12 protein-coding genes are annotated in these 18,294 nt (G+C 65.9%); 1 reads left to right on the top strand and 11 read right to left on the bottom strand.

Annotated elements, in window-relative coordinates; all coding sequences use genetic code 11:
• Window positions 1–55: 55 nt before the first annotated feature.
• From VER16_RS17925 to VER16_RS17950, 6 genes are all read right to left on the bottom strand, one after another.
• Window positions 56–4,585 (bottom strand): ESPR-type extended signal peptide-containing protein, encoded by a 4,530-nt coding sequence (locus VER16_RS17925; RefSeq protein ID WP_324810356.1) that lies wholly within the window; start codon window positions 4,583–4,585, stop codon window positions 56–58.
• A 67-nt stretch (window positions 4,586–4,652) separates the two neighbouring features.
• Window positions 4,653–5,351 (bottom strand): pilus assembly protein, encoded by a 699-nt coding sequence (locus VER16_RS17930; protein WP_324810617.1) that lies wholly within the window; start codon window positions 5,349–5,351, stop codon window positions 4,653–4,655.
• A 17-nt stretch (window positions 5,352–5,368) separates the two neighbouring features.
• Complete coding sequence (locus VER16_RS17935; RefSeq protein ID WP_324810359.1) at window positions 5,369–6,502, bottom strand: CfaE/CblD family pilus tip adhesin; 1,134 nt, start codon at window positions 6,500–6,502, stop codon at window positions 5,369–5,371.
• Window positions 6,499–9,219 (bottom strand): TcfC E-set like domain-containing protein, encoded by a 2,721-nt coding sequence (locus tag VER16_RS17940; protein WP_324810362.1) that lies wholly within the window; start codon window positions 9,217–9,219, stop codon window positions 6,499–6,501. Before VER16_RS17940 ends, VER16_RS17935 begins: the two co-directional genes overlap by 4 nt.
• 51 nt (window positions 9,220–9,270) lie before the next feature.
• On the bottom strand, window positions 9,271–9,777 hold the full coding sequence (locus VER16_RS17945; protein WP_324810365.1) for a CS1 type fimbrial major subunit: 507 nt from the start codon (window positions 9,775–9,777) through the stop codon (window positions 9,271–9,273).
• A 426-nt stretch (window positions 9,778–10,203) separates the two neighbouring features.
• Window positions 10,204–11,289 (bottom strand): hypothetical protein, encoded by a 1,086-nt coding sequence (locus VER16_RS17950; protein WP_324810368.1) that lies wholly within the window; start codon window positions 11,287–11,289, stop codon window positions 10,204–10,206.
• A gap of 490 nt (window positions 11,290–11,779) precedes the next feature.
• On the opposite strand from VER16_RS17950, the gene VER16_RS17955 reads away from it, so the two are divergent.
• Window positions 11,780–12,163: a hypothetical protein gene (locus VER16_RS17955; RefSeq protein WP_414716073.1), complete on the top strand. Its 384-nt coding sequence runs from the start codon at window positions 11,780–11,782 to the stop codon at window positions 12,161–12,163.
• A 612-nt stretch (window positions 12,164–12,775) separates the two neighbouring features.
• Here VER16_RS17955 and VER16_RS17960 read toward each other — a convergent pair.
• The 5 genes from VER16_RS17960 to VER16_RS17980 form a co-directional block, all read right to left on the bottom strand.
• On the bottom strand, window positions 12,776–14,053 hold the full coding sequence (locus VER16_RS17960; protein WP_324810371.1) for a citrate synthase: 1,278 nt from the start codon (window positions 14,051–14,053) through the stop codon (window positions 12,776–12,778).
• A 296-nt stretch (window positions 14,054–14,349) separates the two neighbouring features.
• Complete coding sequence (locus VER16_RS17965) at window positions 14,350–14,592, bottom strand: type B 50S ribosomal protein L31 (protein ID WP_079223041.1); 243 nt, start codon at window positions 14,590–14,592, stop codon at window positions 14,350–14,352.
• A gap of 88 nt (window positions 14,593–14,680) precedes the next feature.
• Window positions 14,681–15,619, bottom strand: a complete 939-nt coding sequence (locus VER16_RS17970) for a nucleoside hydrolase (protein ID WP_324810375.1) — start codon at window positions 15,617–15,619, stop codon at window positions 14,681–14,683.
• A 158-nt stretch (window positions 15,620–15,777) separates the two neighbouring features.
• Window positions 15,778–17,889, bottom strand: coding sequence for an ATP-dependent DNA helicase RecG (recG, locus tag VER16_RS17975; RefSeq protein WP_324810378.1), 2,112 nt, complete (start codon window positions 17,887–17,889; stop codon window positions 15,778–15,780).
• A gap of 7 nt (window positions 17,890–17,896) precedes the next feature.
• Window positions 17,897–18,283: a RidA family protein gene (locus VER16_RS17980; RefSeq protein ID WP_324810381.1), complete on the bottom strand. Its 387-nt coding sequence runs from the start codon at window positions 18,281–18,283 to the stop codon at window positions 17,897–17,899.
• Window positions 18,284–18,294 lie beyond the last annotated feature (11 nt).

An 18,294-nucleotide genomic window follows, 5' to 3' on the forward strand; every position in this document is an offset into this window, starting at 1 on the left:
CAAGTGCCCCGGCGCAGGGGGCAGGCATCTGCGCGCCACGCCGGGGCAACACGGCTTACCAACCGATGCCCACACCCACGCCCATGCTGCGTTCACCACTGTTGGTGAAGGCACCATTGAGGCTGAAGGTGGCCGATCCCTTGTCGTTCAACACGCGCTGGTAGCCCACCGCCATGGCCGATTCGCCATCGCTGTAGCCCACGCCCGCCCCGAGGCGGTTGTAGGTGTTCAGGCCCGCGGTGTTCATCGCCATCGCACTCTGCGCGCTGCTCATCGCCGCCATGCGGTTGAAGCGCTTGTCCATCTTGTCCAGGCGCGCATCCACCTCGCGGGAGATGCCATCGCTGTACTCGTTGGCGCGGGCCAGCATCTTCTCCAGTTCCGCGGTGTCGACCTGCGGGGTCGGCTCCTTCGGGGTTTCCGGCGTGGCGTTGGGTGCCTTGCCGGTATCGGCCACGGTCGGCGTTTCGGCTGGCGGCGTGGGTGCCTCGGGGGCACCGGCGGCGTTGGCGGCAACGCGCGCCTGCGGCTGGCCGTCGATGCGCTGCTCCAGCCCGTCCATGCGGCCGTTGAGCTGCTGCTGCACGTCGTGCAGCTGGCCGCCGTTGACAGCATCGCGGCTGCCGGCAGCCACCCGGCCGTTGGCCACGTTGGAGATGACCATGCCCTGTGCACCGGCCAGGGTGAGCTGGTTCAGACCGTCGCTGCGGGTGGTGGTGTCCTGGAAGACGGAGCGAAGCTGGGTTTCCACCTTGTCCACGCGCGAGCCCTGGGTGGTGACAGCGCCATCAAGTGACTGCAAGGCCCCGTTGAGCGTGGACTGCTGCTGGCCCTGGACGGTGAAGTGCGGGCCGATGATGTTGCCGTTGCTGTCGATGTGAGCGCCGCCGCCTAGGGTGGCAAGGGTGGCGTTGAGCTGGGCGACGGTGGTGGCGTCCTGGGCGTTGCGGCCGTTGGCTACGTTTACGATGCGGCGCTGTCGTCCCTTGGTTCCTACGGACACAGTATTGGCTTCATCCGCAATGGAAGCGTGACCCAGCGCAACGGCTCCCTCTGCACCCGCTCCCACTACAGCCCTCGCACCAAGCGCGATTCCTCCACTGGCCTGAACATGTGAACTGCTACCCAACGCAAAACCCTCCGTGGCGCCCTCCACTACCCACGAAGCACGTCCAAGCGCCACAGAGTTCGTTCCCAGAGCTTTCGAGAAGCTACCAACCGCAGTGCCACCTTCGCCGGTCGGAGAAGATTCCGCAGAATCGCCGATAGCCACACCCAACCAGCCCGCCGATGCATCAATGCTCAGATCGTCGTAGCCGACCTTCATGAAGCGGCTTCCCTGCTCAAGGCCATCCATGCGCTGGTTGGTGGCATACAGCTGCCGGCCATTCACAACATCCTTGCTCCCTGCGGACAGCTCGCCATCCGCCACACCAGTCAGTGTCGCGCCGCCGTAGTCAATTACGCTCCCCGTCTCAGCCGCAGACAAGCGTGCAAGATCGTTGTTCGTCACCTGAGCGTCGCGCATCGCATCCAGATCACCGCGATTCCGAGCGATCTCCTGCTTGGCGTCGTGCAACTGGCTACCCGTCACCGCATCGCGACTGCCGGCCGCGATTCGGCCATCAGCCAGATTGGTCAGCACCGCCCCTTGTGCGCCGGACAGCGTGAGTTGGTTCAAACCATCAGCACGGATCGTGGTGTCCTGGAACGCCGAGCGCAGTTTGCCTTCCAGCGAGCCGACCCGTGCATCGGTCACGACCACCGCACCATCCAGCGCTGTCAGCGCATCGCCGACGGAGTTGTGGTTGCCACCTTGGATCACATACGTGGGCGCAATGATGTTGCCGTTGGCGTCAAGTCCCGCCCCCCAGCCGAGGGTGGCGATAGACTCATGAAGTTGTACAACCGTAACGGCATCATTACTCGCATGGCCACGTGCGACATTAACAACGCGGCGCTGGCGGCCGGTCGTGCCCATAGAAACAGTGTTCTCTTGATCTGCGATTGAAGCGTGACCGATCGCAACACTGTTGAGGGCGCCCTCCCTTACTTCAGATGACGCACCAAGTGCGACACCTCCGCTTGCCTTGACAGCCGAACTGGCCCCAAGCGCAAACCCTTCAACTGATTCCGAGTCTACGAACGCTGCTCGCCCCAAGGCCACCGAATTGATGCCCAGGGCCTTCGAGAAGCTCCCCACAGCGGTGCCACCTTCACCTGTCGGTGACGACTCTGCGGAATCACCGATGGCGATACCCAACCACCCGGCCGACGCATCCTCGCTGAACTCGTCGTAGCCAACCTGCAGGAAGCGACTGCCCTGCTCCATCTGCTCAATCCGGGCATTGGTGGCAAACAACTGCCCACCGTTCACCGCGTCCGTACTGGCAGCCGAGCTGATATCTCCCGGACCAACACCCTTCACCACTGCACCTTCGAGGTCCACGAGGGTCCGGTCAGCATTGAACTTCACCACGCCTTCCAGATCCGGTTCGAAGGCATCGAAGTCGGCGCGCAGGCGGTCCAGATCCACGCGATGGTCAGCCAGACGATCTGCGTGATCCACCAGTTGCAGATCCTGGGCATCGTTTCGCACCTCGACCGTACTCAATCGCACGTTGGTGGCAAACAGCTGCTGGCCCGTCACCGCGTCGGTGCTCGATGCGCCGAGGATGCCATTGGCAATATTCTGGATGCGACGCCGCGTGCCATTCTTGTTGGACACGTCCAGTACGGTGCCGGTGTTCTCGGCGCCCAGGCGAACCTGCCCGCTGGCTGAAACCTGCCCGATCAGACCGGCCACGGTGGTCACCTGACCGAGGGCATTGCCTGCGGTCGTCTTCGCGGCGGTTGCGGTGGTCTGCGCGGTGGTCACCGCCGTGTTGGTGGCATGCAGCTGCTGACCAGTCACGGCATCGGTGCTGGATGCACTGAGCGTGGCATTGGCCACATTGCTGATACGACGTGCGGCGCCATTCTTGTTGGCTACATCCAGCACGGTGCCAGTGTTCTGCGCACCCAGGCGCACATTGCCCGTGGCGGACACCTGTCCGACCAGACCGGCCACGGTGGTCACCTGACCGAGGGCATTGTCTGCGGTCGTCTTCGCGGCGGTTGCGGTGGTCTGCGCGGTGGTCACCGCCGTGTTGGTGGCATGCAGCTGCTGACCAGTCACGGCATCGGTGCTGGATGCACTGAGCGTGGCGTTGGCCACATTGCTGATACGACGTGCGGCGCCATTCTTGTTGGCTACATCCAGCACGGTGCCAGTGTTCTGCGCACCCAGGCGCACATTGCCCGTGGCGGACACCTGACCGACCAGGCCGGCCACGGTGGTCACCTGGCCCAGTGCGTTATCCGCTGCGGTCTTTGCCGCGGTGGCGGTGGTCTGCGCCCTGGTCACTGCGGTGTTGGTGGCATGCAGCTGCTTGCCGGTTACTGCCTCGGTGCTGGTGGTGCTGAGGGTGGCGTCGGCAACGCCGGCCAGCTTGCGGTTGGCGTTGGACCTGTTGCGGATGTCCAGCTGGGTGCCGGTGTTGTCACCGCCCACGCGTACGGCACTGCTGGCCGAGGTCTGGGTGACCAATCGCGTGTTGACCAGTGCCTGGTCGGCAGTGGTCTTCGCGGCATTGGCCGTACTGGTCGCGGCGGTGACGTTCTGGTTGGTGGCGTAAAGCTGCTTGCCAGTTACGGCATCGGTACTGGTGGTGGACAGACGGGCGTCTGCCACGTTGACGACTCTGCGCTTGGTGCTGCTGCTACCCACAGATACCGAATTTGATTCGGTCGCCTCCGAGTTCAGTCCCAACGCGACGCTTCCGATCGCCAATGCTTTGGCATGATGACCCACGGCGACGCCGTTGTACTCAGCGCGAGCGTTTCCACCCAAGGCCACCGCCCCTGAGTACCCGGCAGTTCCCGCGAATGCATCGCCACCGATGGCGACACGAGAGACACCGGCGGTGCTGTTCACGGTTCCTGCGCCACTGCCCACCGCAATCGAGTTCTGGGAGTAGGCACGCGCATTGTTGCCCAGCGCCGTCGCGCCGATACCTTCGGCGCGGGCAGATGCCCCCAGCGCAGTGCCGTAGCCCCCACCTAGAACTTCAGCACCATATCCCACGGCCGTGCTGTGGCTACCATGTGTATTCGCGAAGTTCCCCACCGTTACGGAGTACGCGCCGTTGGCCCTGCTTTTGATGCCAGCGGCGAAGCTGCCGTAGCCGTGCGCGCCTGCCTCCCCACCTAGCGCCATGGTTTCCGCTGCCGTCACCAGGCTCCAGTTGCTCGCACTGGTATTGCCGTAGACATCGCCGCGGATGACACCCAGTGTGCGCGCTTCGAAGGTATCTGCAGTGGAGCTCGTGAACGGGTTGATGAGTTCCCATAGGGGCGCGCTCCAGATTTCATCCTGCACGTCAGCATCGTTGGCAGATGCGGCGAGCGGCAGCGCTGCTGATATCAACGCTACGGCCAATGCGGTGCGTGACGTAGCCATTGCTCCGCGAGCACGTGCAAGTTCACTTGCAACGACCCAGCACTGCCGCACAGTGCACCAGATACGACGATAGATCCTGTTCATGGTGTCTCCTTAACAACCAAGGCAAAAGAAGCCCGTCGCAGCGCGCTACCGCGACGGAACGTGCGCTTCAGAGCGCGAGGGCCTGCACGTGTTCGCGATAGCCATCGCGGGTCAACCGATAGCGCAGCTGCAGGCGATGGCCGGGCTTCGGGGTAAAGGGCAATTGCAGGGATGCACCGGGGTACAGGCTGCGCGAGACGTCATGGGCGGTGCAGGCGCCGGCCGCATCGCAGTCGGCCACGCTGGTCAGGCCCACGCGCAGGGTTCCGGTATTGACCAGGCTGTCGCCCTGCACGCGCACGTCCACATGCCCGTTGGCCGGCACCACGTTCACCAGCGCCCCCCAGATCAGGCTCATGCCCACGGCGGCGCGGGTAGCCGGATCGTCCGGCTCGGCGTCATCAGGACCGCGCACACCTTCGAAGTACACGCGGTAGGCGGTCTCCTTCTCCACCGGCTGCAACGGAATGACCCGGATCAGGCGATTGCCGCCCCCGGCCAGGGCGAACTTGCCCGGGGTGATGGCAATGGCAGCGTCGGCCGGCTCGATCTCGATTTCCTGCTCGTCGGGGGCGGCCGGATCGTCAATGCGGCGAATCGAGGTTTGCACGTATTGCGCCGTGGTGGATTGCGAGTACACGCGAATCTGCGCCCCCTTCCGGGCCTCGACCGAGGTGCGCATCGGATGCACGGTGAGGTTGGCATGGGCGGGCGCGACGGCAAGCAACAGCGCGCAGGCGAACAGGCAGGACAAGACGGGATGCATAGTGGGTTCCATCGACTTCACGGGCGGGAGGTAGGCAGGCGCAGTTCGACCTTCAGATCACCCTGGTAGGCACCAGAGCGTTTCTCGTCGATGGGTACGCGTGGGGTATCGAGGGTGAGCGGCGTGGGCACGCAGAACACCGGCTGCGACATTCCGGGCAACATCACCAGGCGCAGGCGCGCCGTATCGATGTTGCGCAGTTGTTCTTCCACCCCGTTGCGCATGGGAATACGCGCGCCGTTGTGGTCGAGGGTGACGGTGTAGTCCATGCGTTGGCTGTCACCGCCGGCACCGTCGGTGTGCCAGACCGAATAGCCGGTGGGGCCGGGAGGGCGCGTGCCGCTGTCGCGCACGGTGACCCCCAGGTACTCGCTCTGCGAACCGAGGCCGTCATACAGGCACATGTCCAGGTGCGCGCGGCCACCGACCGTTCGGGCAATGGGGTCGTAGCTGAGGTTGAGGCCTACGGTGGGGGCGGCTTCCTGGAACTCGGGCAGGTAGATGGAGACCGCGTCGTAGTCGGTGATGTTGAGAGTGAAGCGGTAGGTGTACGTAGCGAGGTTGCGGGCGCCGGGGGTGTTCGCGCGGAGTTCGAGTGTTGCGGTCCAGATGCCTGCGACGAGCTTGTTTAGCTGTTCAGCGGCCAACATGAGCTGGGCACCTGCTCCTGCAGGCACATCAGTCCCGCAGTTCAAAGTGTGCGTCGACCAAAGAGCACGGATAGTTGACTGCCAGTAGTCGCCTAGGCAACCACGCCCGCTCATCGGCCGCGCCATGCCCCCCAACAGAAGCAGTTCGGTATGCATCTGGCTGCGCTTTTCAACGAAGGTGAGTGGTACCTCTCTTAGACCAAGGTCCGACTCCTCGATCCCCTCCACCGGGCACCGCCCCCTCTCCGCGCTGCTATCCGAAACACACGTCAGATGCAGCTCGCCGTAGCGCTTGCCCAGATCCACATGGTCGTACGCCAGCAGCGTGCGCGGCGGCATCAACACGATGTCCCCCGGCATCGCAGACCGATCCCACGTCATCACAATGTCGCGATGCTCATCGGTCGGATGCGTTTCCGGCGGCCGCTGTGCCATCGCACGCGGCACCATCACGACCAGCGCGCAGAACAGCACCAGCCACCACCACAGCCGCCGGCTCATCGCGCACCTCCCGCGGCAGCCTGCTGGCTGCTGGCAATCAGCGCCTTTTCCTGCAGCAACCGCGTCACCCGCGCCTGCTGGCGGATGTCCGCCGGCAGCTGCGCCACGTTCAGCGGTTCGCACTGCACGGCCCCCACCAGCAGCACGACCTGGCGGCGCTCGCGCACTTGCAGCGGGCATTGCAGCAGGCGGTCGTCCTGCAGCAGGTACAGCACCGCTTCGCGGCGCGGGAAGTCGGCCACGAAGCCGCCGTTGCTGCCGGTGCCCGGCACCGGTGCATTGAGGATGCGGGCACCGCGCAGCGGCGTGCCGGCCAGGTCGTGCGCATTGCCGATGAAGGTGTAGGTCACTTCAATCGGTACCGGCATGCGCAGCAGCTTGCCGGGTGGCAGGAACAGTGGGCGCGCGCCGCCCGCGCCGGTCACGCGGATGGAGGCGATGCTGTCCAGCGCGCTGGCATCCTGTACTTCGGCACGATGCGACTGATACGCCGACACCGGCAGCAGGCGGCGGTCGCCCAGCTTCAGGCGCTGGCGGCGCAGGCCGCCCACCTGCAGTTCGGCGGCCACGCCGGTCAGTTCCAGATCGCCGGTGCCATCCACCTGCACGGCCAGGCCTGCGTCGGCGCCCAGGCCGCCGCCCCAGTACAGGCCACGCGAACCGAGCGCCACGCCGGAACTGTGGGTGGCGCTGTAGGCCAGCTCATCACGCCCGCGCTGCTGGTAGTGCGACACGGTGGCGCCGGTATGGCCGATGCGGTTCTGCAGCTGCCCGCTGAGCGTGGCGCCGTAGCGGTCGTTGTTGTTGCCGCGCAGTTCGGCGGACAATTCGCGGAACTGGTCGTCGTGATCCTGGCGCAGGCTCTGCGCCACGCTGTAGGTCACATCCGGGCGCTGGTGCTGCGGCTGGCGCAGGTCCAGCCCGTAGCGGCGCTGGGCATTGCCGCGCTCGCCCTGCTGCAGGCGGGTCAAGGTAAGGGTGAGGAACACGCCACGGTCGCGGCTGCTGCGCAGGCTGCCATCGTTGTGCTGCTGCCACACGCCCACGCGCGTGGACGTACTGAAATCGCCCCAGCGTTCGCTGCGGTTGTAGCTGGCCTGCCAGGTGCGGCTGAGCTGCGGTTCGCGGCTGGGCTGCGGCGCCCACGGCGGCAGTAGCGGATCCAGGCCGGTCAGCGGATCATCGATATCGCCGGGTACGCCCACGCCCTGCCGCCAGGTCTGGCGCCGGGTATAGGCCAGGTACGCATGGCCACCGGCCACCGGCAGCGCCACCGAGGCGCTGAGCGAATCGGCGCAGCCCAACTGGTCGCGCGCATCGTCGCGGAACTCACATGCCTTGCCGCGCATGCGCTGCTGGTACAGGTTCCACGACGCACGGCGGCGGTAGGACAGCTGGTATTGCTGGCCGCGGCTGCCGTCGCTGCCGTACATGCCGCTGAAACTGGCGCGGATTTCCTGCGTGGCAAACAGCCGGCGCAGATCCACGCGCAGTTCGCCATAGCTGAAGCCCCCCAGATCGGCCACGCCCGCGGTGACGGTGGCGCTGCGCCCCAGCGGCACGCGCACGCCGCCCATCGCCGACATCTCGCCGTCGAACTGGTCGCTGCGCCGCTCGCTGCGGCGGCCGCCCTGCAGGAACCACTGCACGCTGCTGTCGGCCCAGTCGCCGCCCTTGTCGAAGGGCGCCTCTTCGCTGCGCACCAGCACGCCGTCTTCGTAGATGCGCAGGGTCACGGTGTAGTTGCCGAACGGGAAACGCCGCGTATCGATCTGGTTGATGCCGGCCTGCAGGTAATAGGTCTGCAGCAGGCGCTGGCCATCGAAAGCATCCACGCGTGCGTCGCGCGCCAGCAGTACGGTCAGCGGCGAGGCCTGCACTGCGGCCTCGCTGTCCACGTAGGCCTGGGTGGTGCCGATACGCAGGCCCTGGAAACGGTCCAGCGGCAGCATGCTGAAGCTGAAGGTGCCCCCCTGCGGGCTCGATAGATTGCGGCGGTCCATGCGCCCGGCCTGCAGGTAATGCTCGGGGCCGATGTCATGCCGGTAGTAGGCGTTGTCGAGCTGGAAGTCCTGCCGCGTGCGCTGGTTGCGGTAGCGCTGGTGGCTGAAGGTCCAGTTGGCCGAGACATGGCCGCGATCGAACAGACCCAGTACGCCGGCGCCCTGCGCGGCCAGCGACTGATAGTCACGGCCGCCACTCAGGTTCACCGTCTGTTGGTGCAGGAAGGCGTTCTCGGCGTTGGCGCTCACCTGATGATGGCGCTGCGCGGCTGGCTCGCCGGGAATCCATTGGCGGGCGACGAACAGGCGCACCGCGCCCTCGCCCTCGTCATACAGTGCGCGCACGGCGGTGGGGTCCTCCGGGGGATCGAGATAACCGCAACCGGCGGCGGCACCGCCGTGGCGGCAGGCCAGGTGGCTGTTGCGCGGCAGCGGCTGTGACAGCGCCGGCAGCAGCGCGGCCTGTGCTTCGGCAGGCAGCTGCAGCGCCTGCAGCGCCTCGGCAGGCGCTTCCAGCTGCACGTGGTCCAAGGTGACGCGCACGGGCAGCAGGCCGCTGGAGCGGCCGAACAGACGGATATCCAGCTGCTCGGTCTGGCCGTCAACCAGATCCTCGAACCCGGCGGGAACGCCGCGCGCGGCGACCGTCGGTGCAGCCAGCGACAAGGCAAGCGCGAACGCCAGCCGGGTAACGGCGGGGGCGGGAACGTTCATGGGGGGAACCAGAAGCGGCCGGCCCGGAATGCGGGCCGGCGCGGGGGAAACTTACGGGCTGGTGGTCTTCTGCTTCATGGCGATGCTGACCATGCCCTGGAAGCTGTCGGCCACGTCGATTGGACCTTGCGTCTTCTGCGCGATCTCCAGCGGCATGGCTACCGACGCACCCGGCAGCGCGCCGTCGAACAGATCAGCGGCGAGGTAGTCGGTGGCAGCCAGGCCCAGCTCGCGGGTGTTCAGGCTGACCTTCAGCGGCACCGACGGCGTACCCGGCGCATTGCCGATCAGCACCGGCTCGTTGATCAGACGGACTTCAATGTCCTTGTCGATGTCGTTGGAATAGATGCGCACCTGCCGCGACCAGGAATCAAGACCCACTCCCGGCTTGTGCTCCATCTTGATCGCATCCGGCAGCGGGCTTCCGTCGGCCTGCATCAGCGCAAGCGTGGGATCGACGTCGGCCAGGACGGTGATGTGGGTCTCGGCGGCATTGGCGGACAGCGAGGCGGTGACCAGCGCTGCAGCCAGCGCGGCCTTCTTCAGGATCGTGTTCATGGTGTCTCTCTCGGACATGGAGGTGGGGCTTCCTGCGGAAGCGTCGCCTTGCAGGGGAATTGGCGACGGGAGAGATGGTAGAAACCCTACCTAATCGAAACCATTCAACGATTCCTATTTTTCAATCGCCCGAATTGGATTGTTGAACCCGATCAAGGATCGGAAGAAATACAACTTTGTTCATTTCGACTCTGCAACTTTTCTCATTGCAGAAGCTACGAATTCCGCCATCCAGCATCGCGAACCGGCAGGTCCACGCCATGCATATGCCCGGCGCTACCGTAGAAAAGGAAACGCCCCGCAGATGCGGGGCGTCTGTCACGCGTTCAACGCGGTGGATCAGAAGAAGATCGCGTACAGGATCAGCAGCGGAATCGGCACGCCCAGCAGCCAGAGCAGAATCATTTTCATGTCAGGTCTCCTTGTTCAAAGATCGCGGCGACGGCCGCCCCAAGTGGCGCTGAGGCTGGCGAAGAACGCGCCGATCAGCAGGGTGATGAACAGCCACAGTGCGGCATGGGCGGTCGCCTTGCGGGCATCGTCGGCAGCCTGCTTGGCGGTGTTCTTTGCCTTTTCCAGCGCCGCACGCATGCGGGTCTGCACATCCGTTACGCGGGCCTGTGCCTCGGTTGGGCTCATGCCCGTCTCGCGGGCGATCAGCTGCGACAGGTACTGCGTATCGGCCGGATCCAGGCCATCGCCCTGCAGACTGTTGACGATGATGCGGTTCACTTCGGCACGCACTTCGCGGCGGTCGCCCATCGGGCCATGGCCGGGCATCGGGCGCGGCGGCGGCGGGCCCATGCGTGCATCACGCGGGCCGGCGCTGGCAGCCACCGGCGGCGGCGGTGCGGCCGGGTCCATCGGCACTGCAGCCGGTGCGCCTGGCGCAGGCTGCGCTGCCGCCGCATCCGGGCCAGGGTTTGTAGCGCTGCGGAACAGCGAATCCACCCAATAGTCGAGGTCGCCTTCCGGTGCAGCAGCAGCGGCACTGCCCGCACCCGCAGCGGCAACACCCGCCGTGGAAACGGCAGCCCCTGCCGTAGCACCAGCCACCTTGGCACCGGCGCCCAGTACACCGCTGATGGCCGAAGTCAGCAGGCCAGCCGTGAGCAGCGTGGCCACGGCCCACGACACGAAGCCATGCGCGGTATCGCGGAAGTAGGTTTCATCACCATGGATCTGCGTCCACTTGGTGCGCAGGCGGCCGGCCAGGTAGCCACCCAGGCCCGAAGCGGCCAGTGCGGTGAAGGTGAGCCAGATGATGCTGGACCAGCCGAAGGTTTCCTTGCTGACACCTTCGAACGACCACGGTGACACCGAAGACAACCCGAGGCCGACGCCGAGGATCAGCAGAACGAGTGACAGTGCGGCAGCGGCAGCAGCACCGGCAAAGATCGCGCCCCAGGACACCGCACTTTCGCTGGGCGGGGTCACGATGGGCGCGGTGACGACCGTGGCGACATCGGGCCCGAGCGGTCCGCGCTCGGGTGGATCGAATCGGGTACTCATGGGTTGGACGCTCCGTGTAGGCAGTGCTGCGGGTGCAGCGGGCGTCCTGAGGCTGCGCGCGTGCTTGTGAACGCGGCGAGACCCCTGAATCACGCGGTCTTGGCACGCGTGGCAGCAGATCGTCGCAATCAGCACGTTTTTGGCGATTAGCGACTAGTCGCTGCAGAAATTCGTATTTCTTCTACCTTTCAAACTTGTCTCATTGGGGTGCGGGCGATTGCCCCCGATGATGGACGCGCCACCGACAACGGGTGGCACGGGCTTGCAATCCCGTTGAATGAGTGTGTTGTTTACGCTTGTCTGCCGGCGTCGTGCATCTTCTGTGCGCGGCGTCGGCAAGCAATCCGTCCGCGCGTTTATGGCGGGCGGTGCGTGGGGGCTTCGTGCCCGCCGGCGTTTCGCACTTGTTCCCGGTATTGCAACCACGCACCGTCCGCCACCCTCGCCATGCGCGGGGTGGCTCCTCTGCATCACGCACAAGGACGCCGCCATGAGCGAATCAAAATACCCCTTCCGCTACGCCACTCTGGGCGAGGCCGCCGCACGCCTGCCCGACGATCTGGCCTGCACGCTGGAAGACACCTTCGTTGCCATCCAGATTCCCGGCGCGCGCCGGCCCGACAGCATCACCGTGCTGAACTGCCTGCAGCGCATCCGCGAGGTGGAAGCCGCCAATGGCCAGCCCTGGCCGAGCAAGGGCCATACACTTGGCCAATGCATGGCACTGGCGCGCATTGATCGGGCCAATGCCGGGCAGACGTTCCTGTTGGAGCTGCTGCATTCCATCGAACGCACCCGCGTGGACGGGGATGAGAGCGAGCAGGTCAGTGACGGCGCGCGAAGGGCTGCTGTTTGCCTGCCGGGCGCTGGCTGAATATGTGGATGTGCAGCTGCAGGCGGCGTAACGTCGGCTGCGGGTACATTGCGTTCGGGGTCAGAGCCCTTTGCGATGCAAAGGGCTCTGACCCGATCCCGCGCAGTAGATCCACGCCATGCGTGGATGAATTCTGCCCAGGCCCAGAGCGTGTCAACCAAGGTTGACACCTACCGGAGCAACGGCAGCGTGCGCCGGTGTACCGCAGTAGATCCATGCCATGCGTGGATGAATTCCGCCCAGGACCAGAGCGTGTCAACCAAGGTTGACACCTACCGGAGCAACGGCAGCGTACGCCGTTGTACCGCAGTAGATCCACGCCATGCGTGGATGAATTCCGCCCAGGACCAGAGCGTGTCAACCAAGGTTGACACCTACCGGAGCAACGGCAGCGTGCGCCGTTGCACCGCAGTAGATCCACGCCATGCGTGGATGAATTCTGCCCAGGCCCAGGGCGTGTCAACCAAGGTTGACACCTACCGGAGCAACGGCAGCGTGCGCCGGTGTACCGCAGTAGATCCACGCCATGCGTGGATGATTTTTTCGACGCACTCGCACAAAAAAAACGCCCCGCAGATGCGGGGCGTTTTCATTGCAACCTATCGCAGGCGATCAGCCCTGGTAGTCGCGCACGTCGCTGCCGGTGTAGACCTGGCGCGGGCGGCCGATCTTCATTTCCGGGTCGACCTGCTGTTCCAGCCAATGCGACACCCAGCCGGAGGTACGGCCCAGGGCGAACATGACGGTGAACATTTCGGTCGGGATCTGCAGCGCCTTGTAGATGATGCCGCTGTAGAAATCGACGTTCGGGTACAGCTTGCGGGCGACGAAGTACTCGTCCTGCAGCGCGGCCTGTTCCAGCTTCACGGCCACGTCCAGCAGCGGATCCTGCACGCCCAGCTGCTTGAGCACCTTGCCGGTCATCTCACCGATGACCTTGGCGCGCGGGTCGAAGTTCTTGTAGACGCGGTGGCCGAAGCCCATCAGGCGGAAGCCGGAGGTCTTGTCCTTGGCCTTGAGCACGGCGGACTCGACGTTGTCGGCAGTGCCGATCTCTTCCAGCATCTTCAGCACGGCTTCGTTGGCACCGCCGTGGGCCGGACCCCACAGCGCGGTGACGCCCGCAGCGACCGACGCGTACGGGTTGGCACCGGTCGAACCGACCAGACGCACGGTCGAGGTCGAGGCGTTCTGTTCGTGGTCGGCGTGCAGGATGAACAGCAGGTCCAGCGCCTTGACCACGTCCGGGTTCAGATCGTACTGGCCGTCAGCCGTTTCGAAGGTCTGCTTCAGGAAGCGGCTGACGTAGTCCAGCGAGGTATCCGGCTTGTTGGCCGGCAGGCCCTTGCCGTGGCGGTAGATCAGCGCCGACAGGGTCGGCACCTTGGCGATCAGGCGCACGGCCGCCTGGCGGCGCTGTTCGGCGTCGGACAGGTCCAGCGAGTCGTGGTAGATGGCCGACAGCTGCGCGATGGCCGCTGCGAGGATGGCCATCGGGTGGGCATCCTTGGCGAAGCTGGCGATCAGGGCGTTGACCGAATCGTCGACGTTGGCTTCGGCGGTCAGCTCATCGGTGAAGGCCTTCAGCTGCTCGGCGCTCGGGCGCTCGCCGTTGATCAGCAGGTAGGCCACTTCGACGTAGCTCGACTTTTCCGACAGCTGCTCGATCGGGTAGCCGCGGTACAGCAGCACGCCCTTGTCGCCGTCGATGTAAGTGATGGCGGACTTGCAGCTGGCCGTCGCGGTGAAGCCGGAATCGTAGGTGAAGAACCCCGTTTCCTTGGTCAGCTTCGCGATGTCGACGCAGTCGTTGCCAAGGGTGGGTTTGATGACGGGCAGAACGACCGACTTATCGCCGGCGTTGAGCGTGACCTGATCAAGATCGGACACTGTGTGCGCTCCTTCATGGGAAGGCGCCTGCCCAAGCGCATTGGTCAGGCACGTGAATGACGTCCTCGGCCTGTGCCGGGGATCAGGCCATTATCGCACAGCAGCATTTGTCGGGTGCTAGACGGAAGTCGTAGACGACGGGCAGGCGCAGCCCTGCCGGCAAGCGGCCTTGATGGGCAAAGAAGTCATCCCCTGAACGGTCTGTTCCGTCCTTCCAAACGCCCGTTGGGTGGGCGCCGGACAAAAACAAACGGCCGCGCAAAGCGCGGCCGTCGGTTCGAAGCTGGATCGACGGATCAGCGCGCGTAGCGCTTCTGGAACTTGTCGATACGGCCCGAGGTGTCGATCACCTTGTGCTTGCCCGTGTAGAACGGGTGCGAAGCCGAGGAAATTTCGACCTTGACCAGCGGGTATTCGTTACCGTCGGTCCAGGTGGTGGTTTCCTTGGTCGCCATGGTGGAGCGGGTCAGGATCTTGAAATCGGAAGTGACGTCTTCGAAGACGACGTCGCGGTAGTTCGGATGGATATCGGCCTTCATGGGCTCACACCGTAAATGGGCTGGTGGTCAAGAGCGGCATTATAAACACCGGTTGCCGCGCGGGGCAACCGGTGTGTGCACATCGGGATCAATCCGCGCCCAGCGCCTGGCGCACCAGGGCCTCGAAACGGGCCTGGTCGTAGGCCATCAGCAGGTCGCAGTTGTCCGGCTGGCCGGTCTGGCGGTTCCAATCGACAATCGTGGCGCCGCGGCTGAACGTGCCGTTCAGCTCGATGTTCAGCGGGCGCGATTCGACCTGGAGCTGGCCTTCCGGGTTCAGCGCCCACGCCATGGCCACCGCATCGGCGGTGTACCAGCGGCCGCCCTTGGCGTCTTCGGACAGCGCGCGGGTCTTGCGCGAGATCAGTTCGTAGAAGCGTGCGCGGTCGGAATCGACCTGCAGCCACTGCTCCGCCTGCTCCAGCGGCAGGCCGTGGGCGACCGTGGCTTCCCAGTCCGACACCAGCAGGTGCTTGAACGAGGTGAACACCACATGCGCGGCTTCGGGGTCGAAGGCGATGTTGAATTCAGCCGCCGGGGTGATGTTGCCGTGGCAGGTGACCGCCCCGCCCATCACCACGATGCGCTTGATGCGCTGGGGCAGGGTCGGGTCCAGCTTCAGGGCCAGCGCCAGGTTGGTCAGCGGGCCGAGCATCACCAGCATCAGCTCGCCGGCGTACTGGTGCGACAGGCGCAGGATGGCCAGCGCGGCGTGTTCAGCTTCGGCCTGACGGCTGGGCGGCGGCAGGTCCACATCGCCATAGCCATCGCGGCCGTGCACGTGGGCGGCGTCCACCGAGGGGTGCAGCAGCGGATCAGGGCTGCCGGCAAACACCGGCACGTCGGTACGGCCGACGATGTCGCAGAGCTTGAGGGCGTTGCGGACGGTGTAGTCCAAGCCGACATTGCCAGCGGCGATGGTCAGGGCGACCACGTCGTGCCGTTCATCGGCGAAGGCCATCAGCAGGGCCAGGGCGTCGTCCACACCGGGGTCGGTGTCGATCAACAGCGGGATCTTGTGGGTCATCGTTGCCGTCTTCAGATCGGCAACGAAGTGTGGACCGGGTTGATGACCGTTGCAAGACCACCCTGCCCCGGGCAGTAGATCCACGCCATGCGTGGATGAGCGCCCGCGACGCACCGCGCCAACGGCCGCCAGGCATGGCCCGGCGCTACCGATTCGGGTTACGCCGAGGCGTAGCGTACGGCGGTGCCGATCCAGCGGTTGACCACGCGGTCGGCCAGCGCCGGCTGCTGGGCCAGAAGGCGTTCGGCCAGATCGTGCACGCCGGGCAGCAGGCCGGCATCGCGGGCGAGGTCGGCAATGCGGAAACCGGCCAGGCCGGTCTGGCGGGTGCCCAGCAGTTCCCCGGGGCCGCGCAGTTCCAGATCCTTTTCGGCAATGACGAAGCCATCGTTGGTTTCGCGCATGGTCTGCAGGCGCTCGCGCGCCATCTGCGAAAGCGGCGCCTGGTACAGCAGCACGCAGCGCGAGACCGCCGAACCACGCCCCACCCGACCGCGCAGCTGGTGCAGCTGGGCCAGGCCGAGGCGCTCGGCGTTCTCGATCACCATCAGCGAGGCGTTGGGCACGTCCACGCCCACTTCGATCACGGTGGTCGCCACCAGCAGATCGATCTCGCCGGCCTTGAACGCGACCATCGTCGCCAGCTTTTCAGCGGCCTTCAGGCGGCCATGCACCAGGCCCACCCGCACGCCCGGCAGCAGTGCCTGCAGCGATTCGTAGGTGGCCTGCGCGGGCGTGGCATCCAGCTCTTCGCTTTCCTCGATGAGGGTGCACACCCAGTACACCTGGCGACCTTCCTGGCAGGCCAAGGCGATGCGTTCGATCAGTTCGGGGCGGCGGTCATTGTTCAGCGCCACGGTCTGCACGGGCGTGCGCCCGGGCGGCAGTTCGTCGATGGCCGAAACATCCAGATCGGCGTATTCGGACATCGCCAACGTGCGCGGAATGGGCGTGGCAGTCATCACCAGCTGGTGCGGCACGCTGTGTGCGCCCGCGCCCTTGTCACGCAGGGCAAGCCGCTGGTGCACGCCGAAGCGGTGCTGCTCATCGACAATGGCCAGGGCCAGATCCTGGAACACCACCGCGTCCTGCATCAGCGCATGGGTGCCGACCACCACCTGGGCTTCGCCGTTGGCCACCTGCTCGATCACCTTGGCGCGCGCCTTGCCGGTGACCTTGCCGGCCAGCCAGCTCACGCGCACGCCCAGCGGTTCCAGCCAGCCGCGCAGGTTGTTGAGGTGCTGTTCGGCCAGCAGTTCGGTGGGCGCGGCCAGCGCCACCTGCTTGCCCTGCTCCACCGCCAGCATGGCGGCCAGCGCGGCCACCACGGTCTTGCCGGAGCCGACATCGCCCTGCACCAGCCGCAGCATCGGGCTGGGGCGCGCCAGGTCTTCACGGATCTGCTTGAAGACGCGCGCCTGCGCGCCGGTCAGCGCGAACGGCAGCTGCTTCAGCAGGGCCTTGGCCAGCTTGCCCGGGCCAGCCAGCGGCGGCGCGTGGTGCGCCTGCAGGGCGATGCGCTGGCGGCGCAGGCTGAGGTGGTGGGCCAGCAGTTCTTCCATCGCCAGACGTCGCTGCGCCGGATGGGTGCCGGCGGCCAGCGCGGCCAGATCGGCATCCGGCGGCGGGCGGTGCACGGTCAGCAGCGCGCTGCGCAATGAGGGCAGGCCCAGGCCATCGAGCCAGCCACTGGGCAGCAGTTCCAGCGCGCTTTCCTCAGGCAGGCGGTCCAGGGCCTGGCCGATCAGCTTGCGCATGGTCATCGGGCCAACGCCCTCGACCGTGGGATAGACCGGATCGAGACGGTCGCCCAGGTCGGGATCGTCATGGCGACCCAGCACCTGGTAGCTGGGGTGGACGATCTCCAACCCGAGGTGCCCCGGCTTGGGCGTGCCGAAGCAGCGCAGCCGGTTGCCCACCGCGAACTGGCCGACCTGCTGCTGTCGGAAGTGGAAGAAGCGCAGCACCAGGGTGCCGCGCCCTTCATCCTCCACTGCCACTTTCAGCATGGGCCGGTGGCGCATGCCACGTTCGACAGCCACCACGCGTACATCCACCTGCGCCGGCACGCCGTTGCGCAGGTCTTCAATCAGGGTCAGGCGGGTACGGTCTTCATAGCGCAGCGGCAGATGCAGCCACAGATCCTGCAGGGTGGCCAGGCCACGCGCCTGCAGTTTGGCGGCCACGGCCGGGCCGACGCCGGCCAGCATCGCCAGGGATGCTTCGCCGGACGGTGACAGTGCCGGGGTGACCGCCGCCTTGCGTGCCACGGGTGGGTCAGTCGATGACCATCACCGCGTCGACCTCGAAGTTGGCGCCCTTGGGCAGGCCGGAGACTTCGATGGTGGAACGGGCCGGGAACGGGGCCCGGAAGTAGTCCTGCATGACGGCGTTGACCTTGGCAAACTCGGCCAGGTCGGTCAGGTACAGGCCCAGGCGCACGACCTTGTCCAGCGAACCGCCGGCGGCTTCGGCCACGGCCTTGAGGTTGTCGAAGGCGCGGCGGGCCTGCGCTTCGACGTCACCGGCGCCGACGATATCGCCGGTGGCCGGGTCCAGCGGAATCTGGCCGGAGAAGTACACGGTATTGCCGGCGCGCACGGCCTGCGAGTACGGGCCGATGGCGGCGGGTGCCTTTTCGGTGTTGATGATCTGGCGGGACATGGTCGCTCCGG

This window comes from Stenotrophomonas sp., from assembly GCF_035634915.1.
Taxonomy (GTDB): Bacteria; Pseudomonadota; Gammaproteobacteria; order Xanthomonadales; family Xanthomonadaceae; genus Stenotrophomonas.

What these genes read in the sequence shown, in the direction of transcription:
- VER16_RS17940 (WP_324810362.1), bottom strand. Translation starts at nt 9,219, where the DNA reads ATGAACGTTCCCGCCCCCGCCGTTACCCGGCTGGCGTTCGCGCTTGCC.
- VER16_RS17970 (WP_324810375.1), bottom strand. Translation starts at nt 15,619, where the DNA reads ATGACCCACAAGATCCCGCTGTTGATCGACACCGACCCCGGTGTGGAC.
- VER16_RS17965 (WP_079223041.1), bottom strand. Translation starts at nt 14,592, where the DNA reads ATGAAGGCCGATATCCATCCGAACTACCGCGACGTCGTCTTCGAAGAC.
- VER16_RS17955 (WP_414716073.1), top strand. Translation starts at nt 11,780, where the DNA reads ATGAGCGAATCAAAATACCCCTTCCGCTACGCCACTCTGGGCGAGGCC.
- VER16_RS17980 (WP_324810381.1), bottom strand. Translation starts at nt 18,283, where the DNA reads ATGTCCCGCCAGATCATCAACACCGAAAAGGCACCCGCCGCCATCGGC.
- VER16_RS17935 (WP_324810359.1), bottom strand. Translation starts at nt 6,502, where the DNA reads ATGAGCCGGCGGCTGTGGTGGTGGCTGGTGCTGTTCTGCGCGCTGGTC.
- VER16_RS17930 (WP_324810617.1), bottom strand. Translation starts at nt 5,351, where the DNA reads ATGCATCCCGTCTTGTCCTGCCTGTTCGCCTGCGCGCTGTTGCTTGCC.
- VER16_RS17945 (WP_324810365.1), bottom strand. Translation starts at nt 9,777, where the DNA reads ATGAACACGATCCTGAAGAAGGCCGCGCTGGCTGCAGCGCTGGTCACC.
- VER16_RS17950 (WP_324810368.1), bottom strand. Translation starts at nt 11,289, where the DNA reads ATGAGTACCCGATTCGATCCACCCGAGCGCGGACCGCTCGGGCCCGAT.
- VER16_RS17925 (WP_324810356.1), bottom strand. Translation starts at nt 4,585, where the DNA reads ATGAACAGGATCTATCGTCGTATCTGGTGCACTGTGCGGCAGTGCTGG.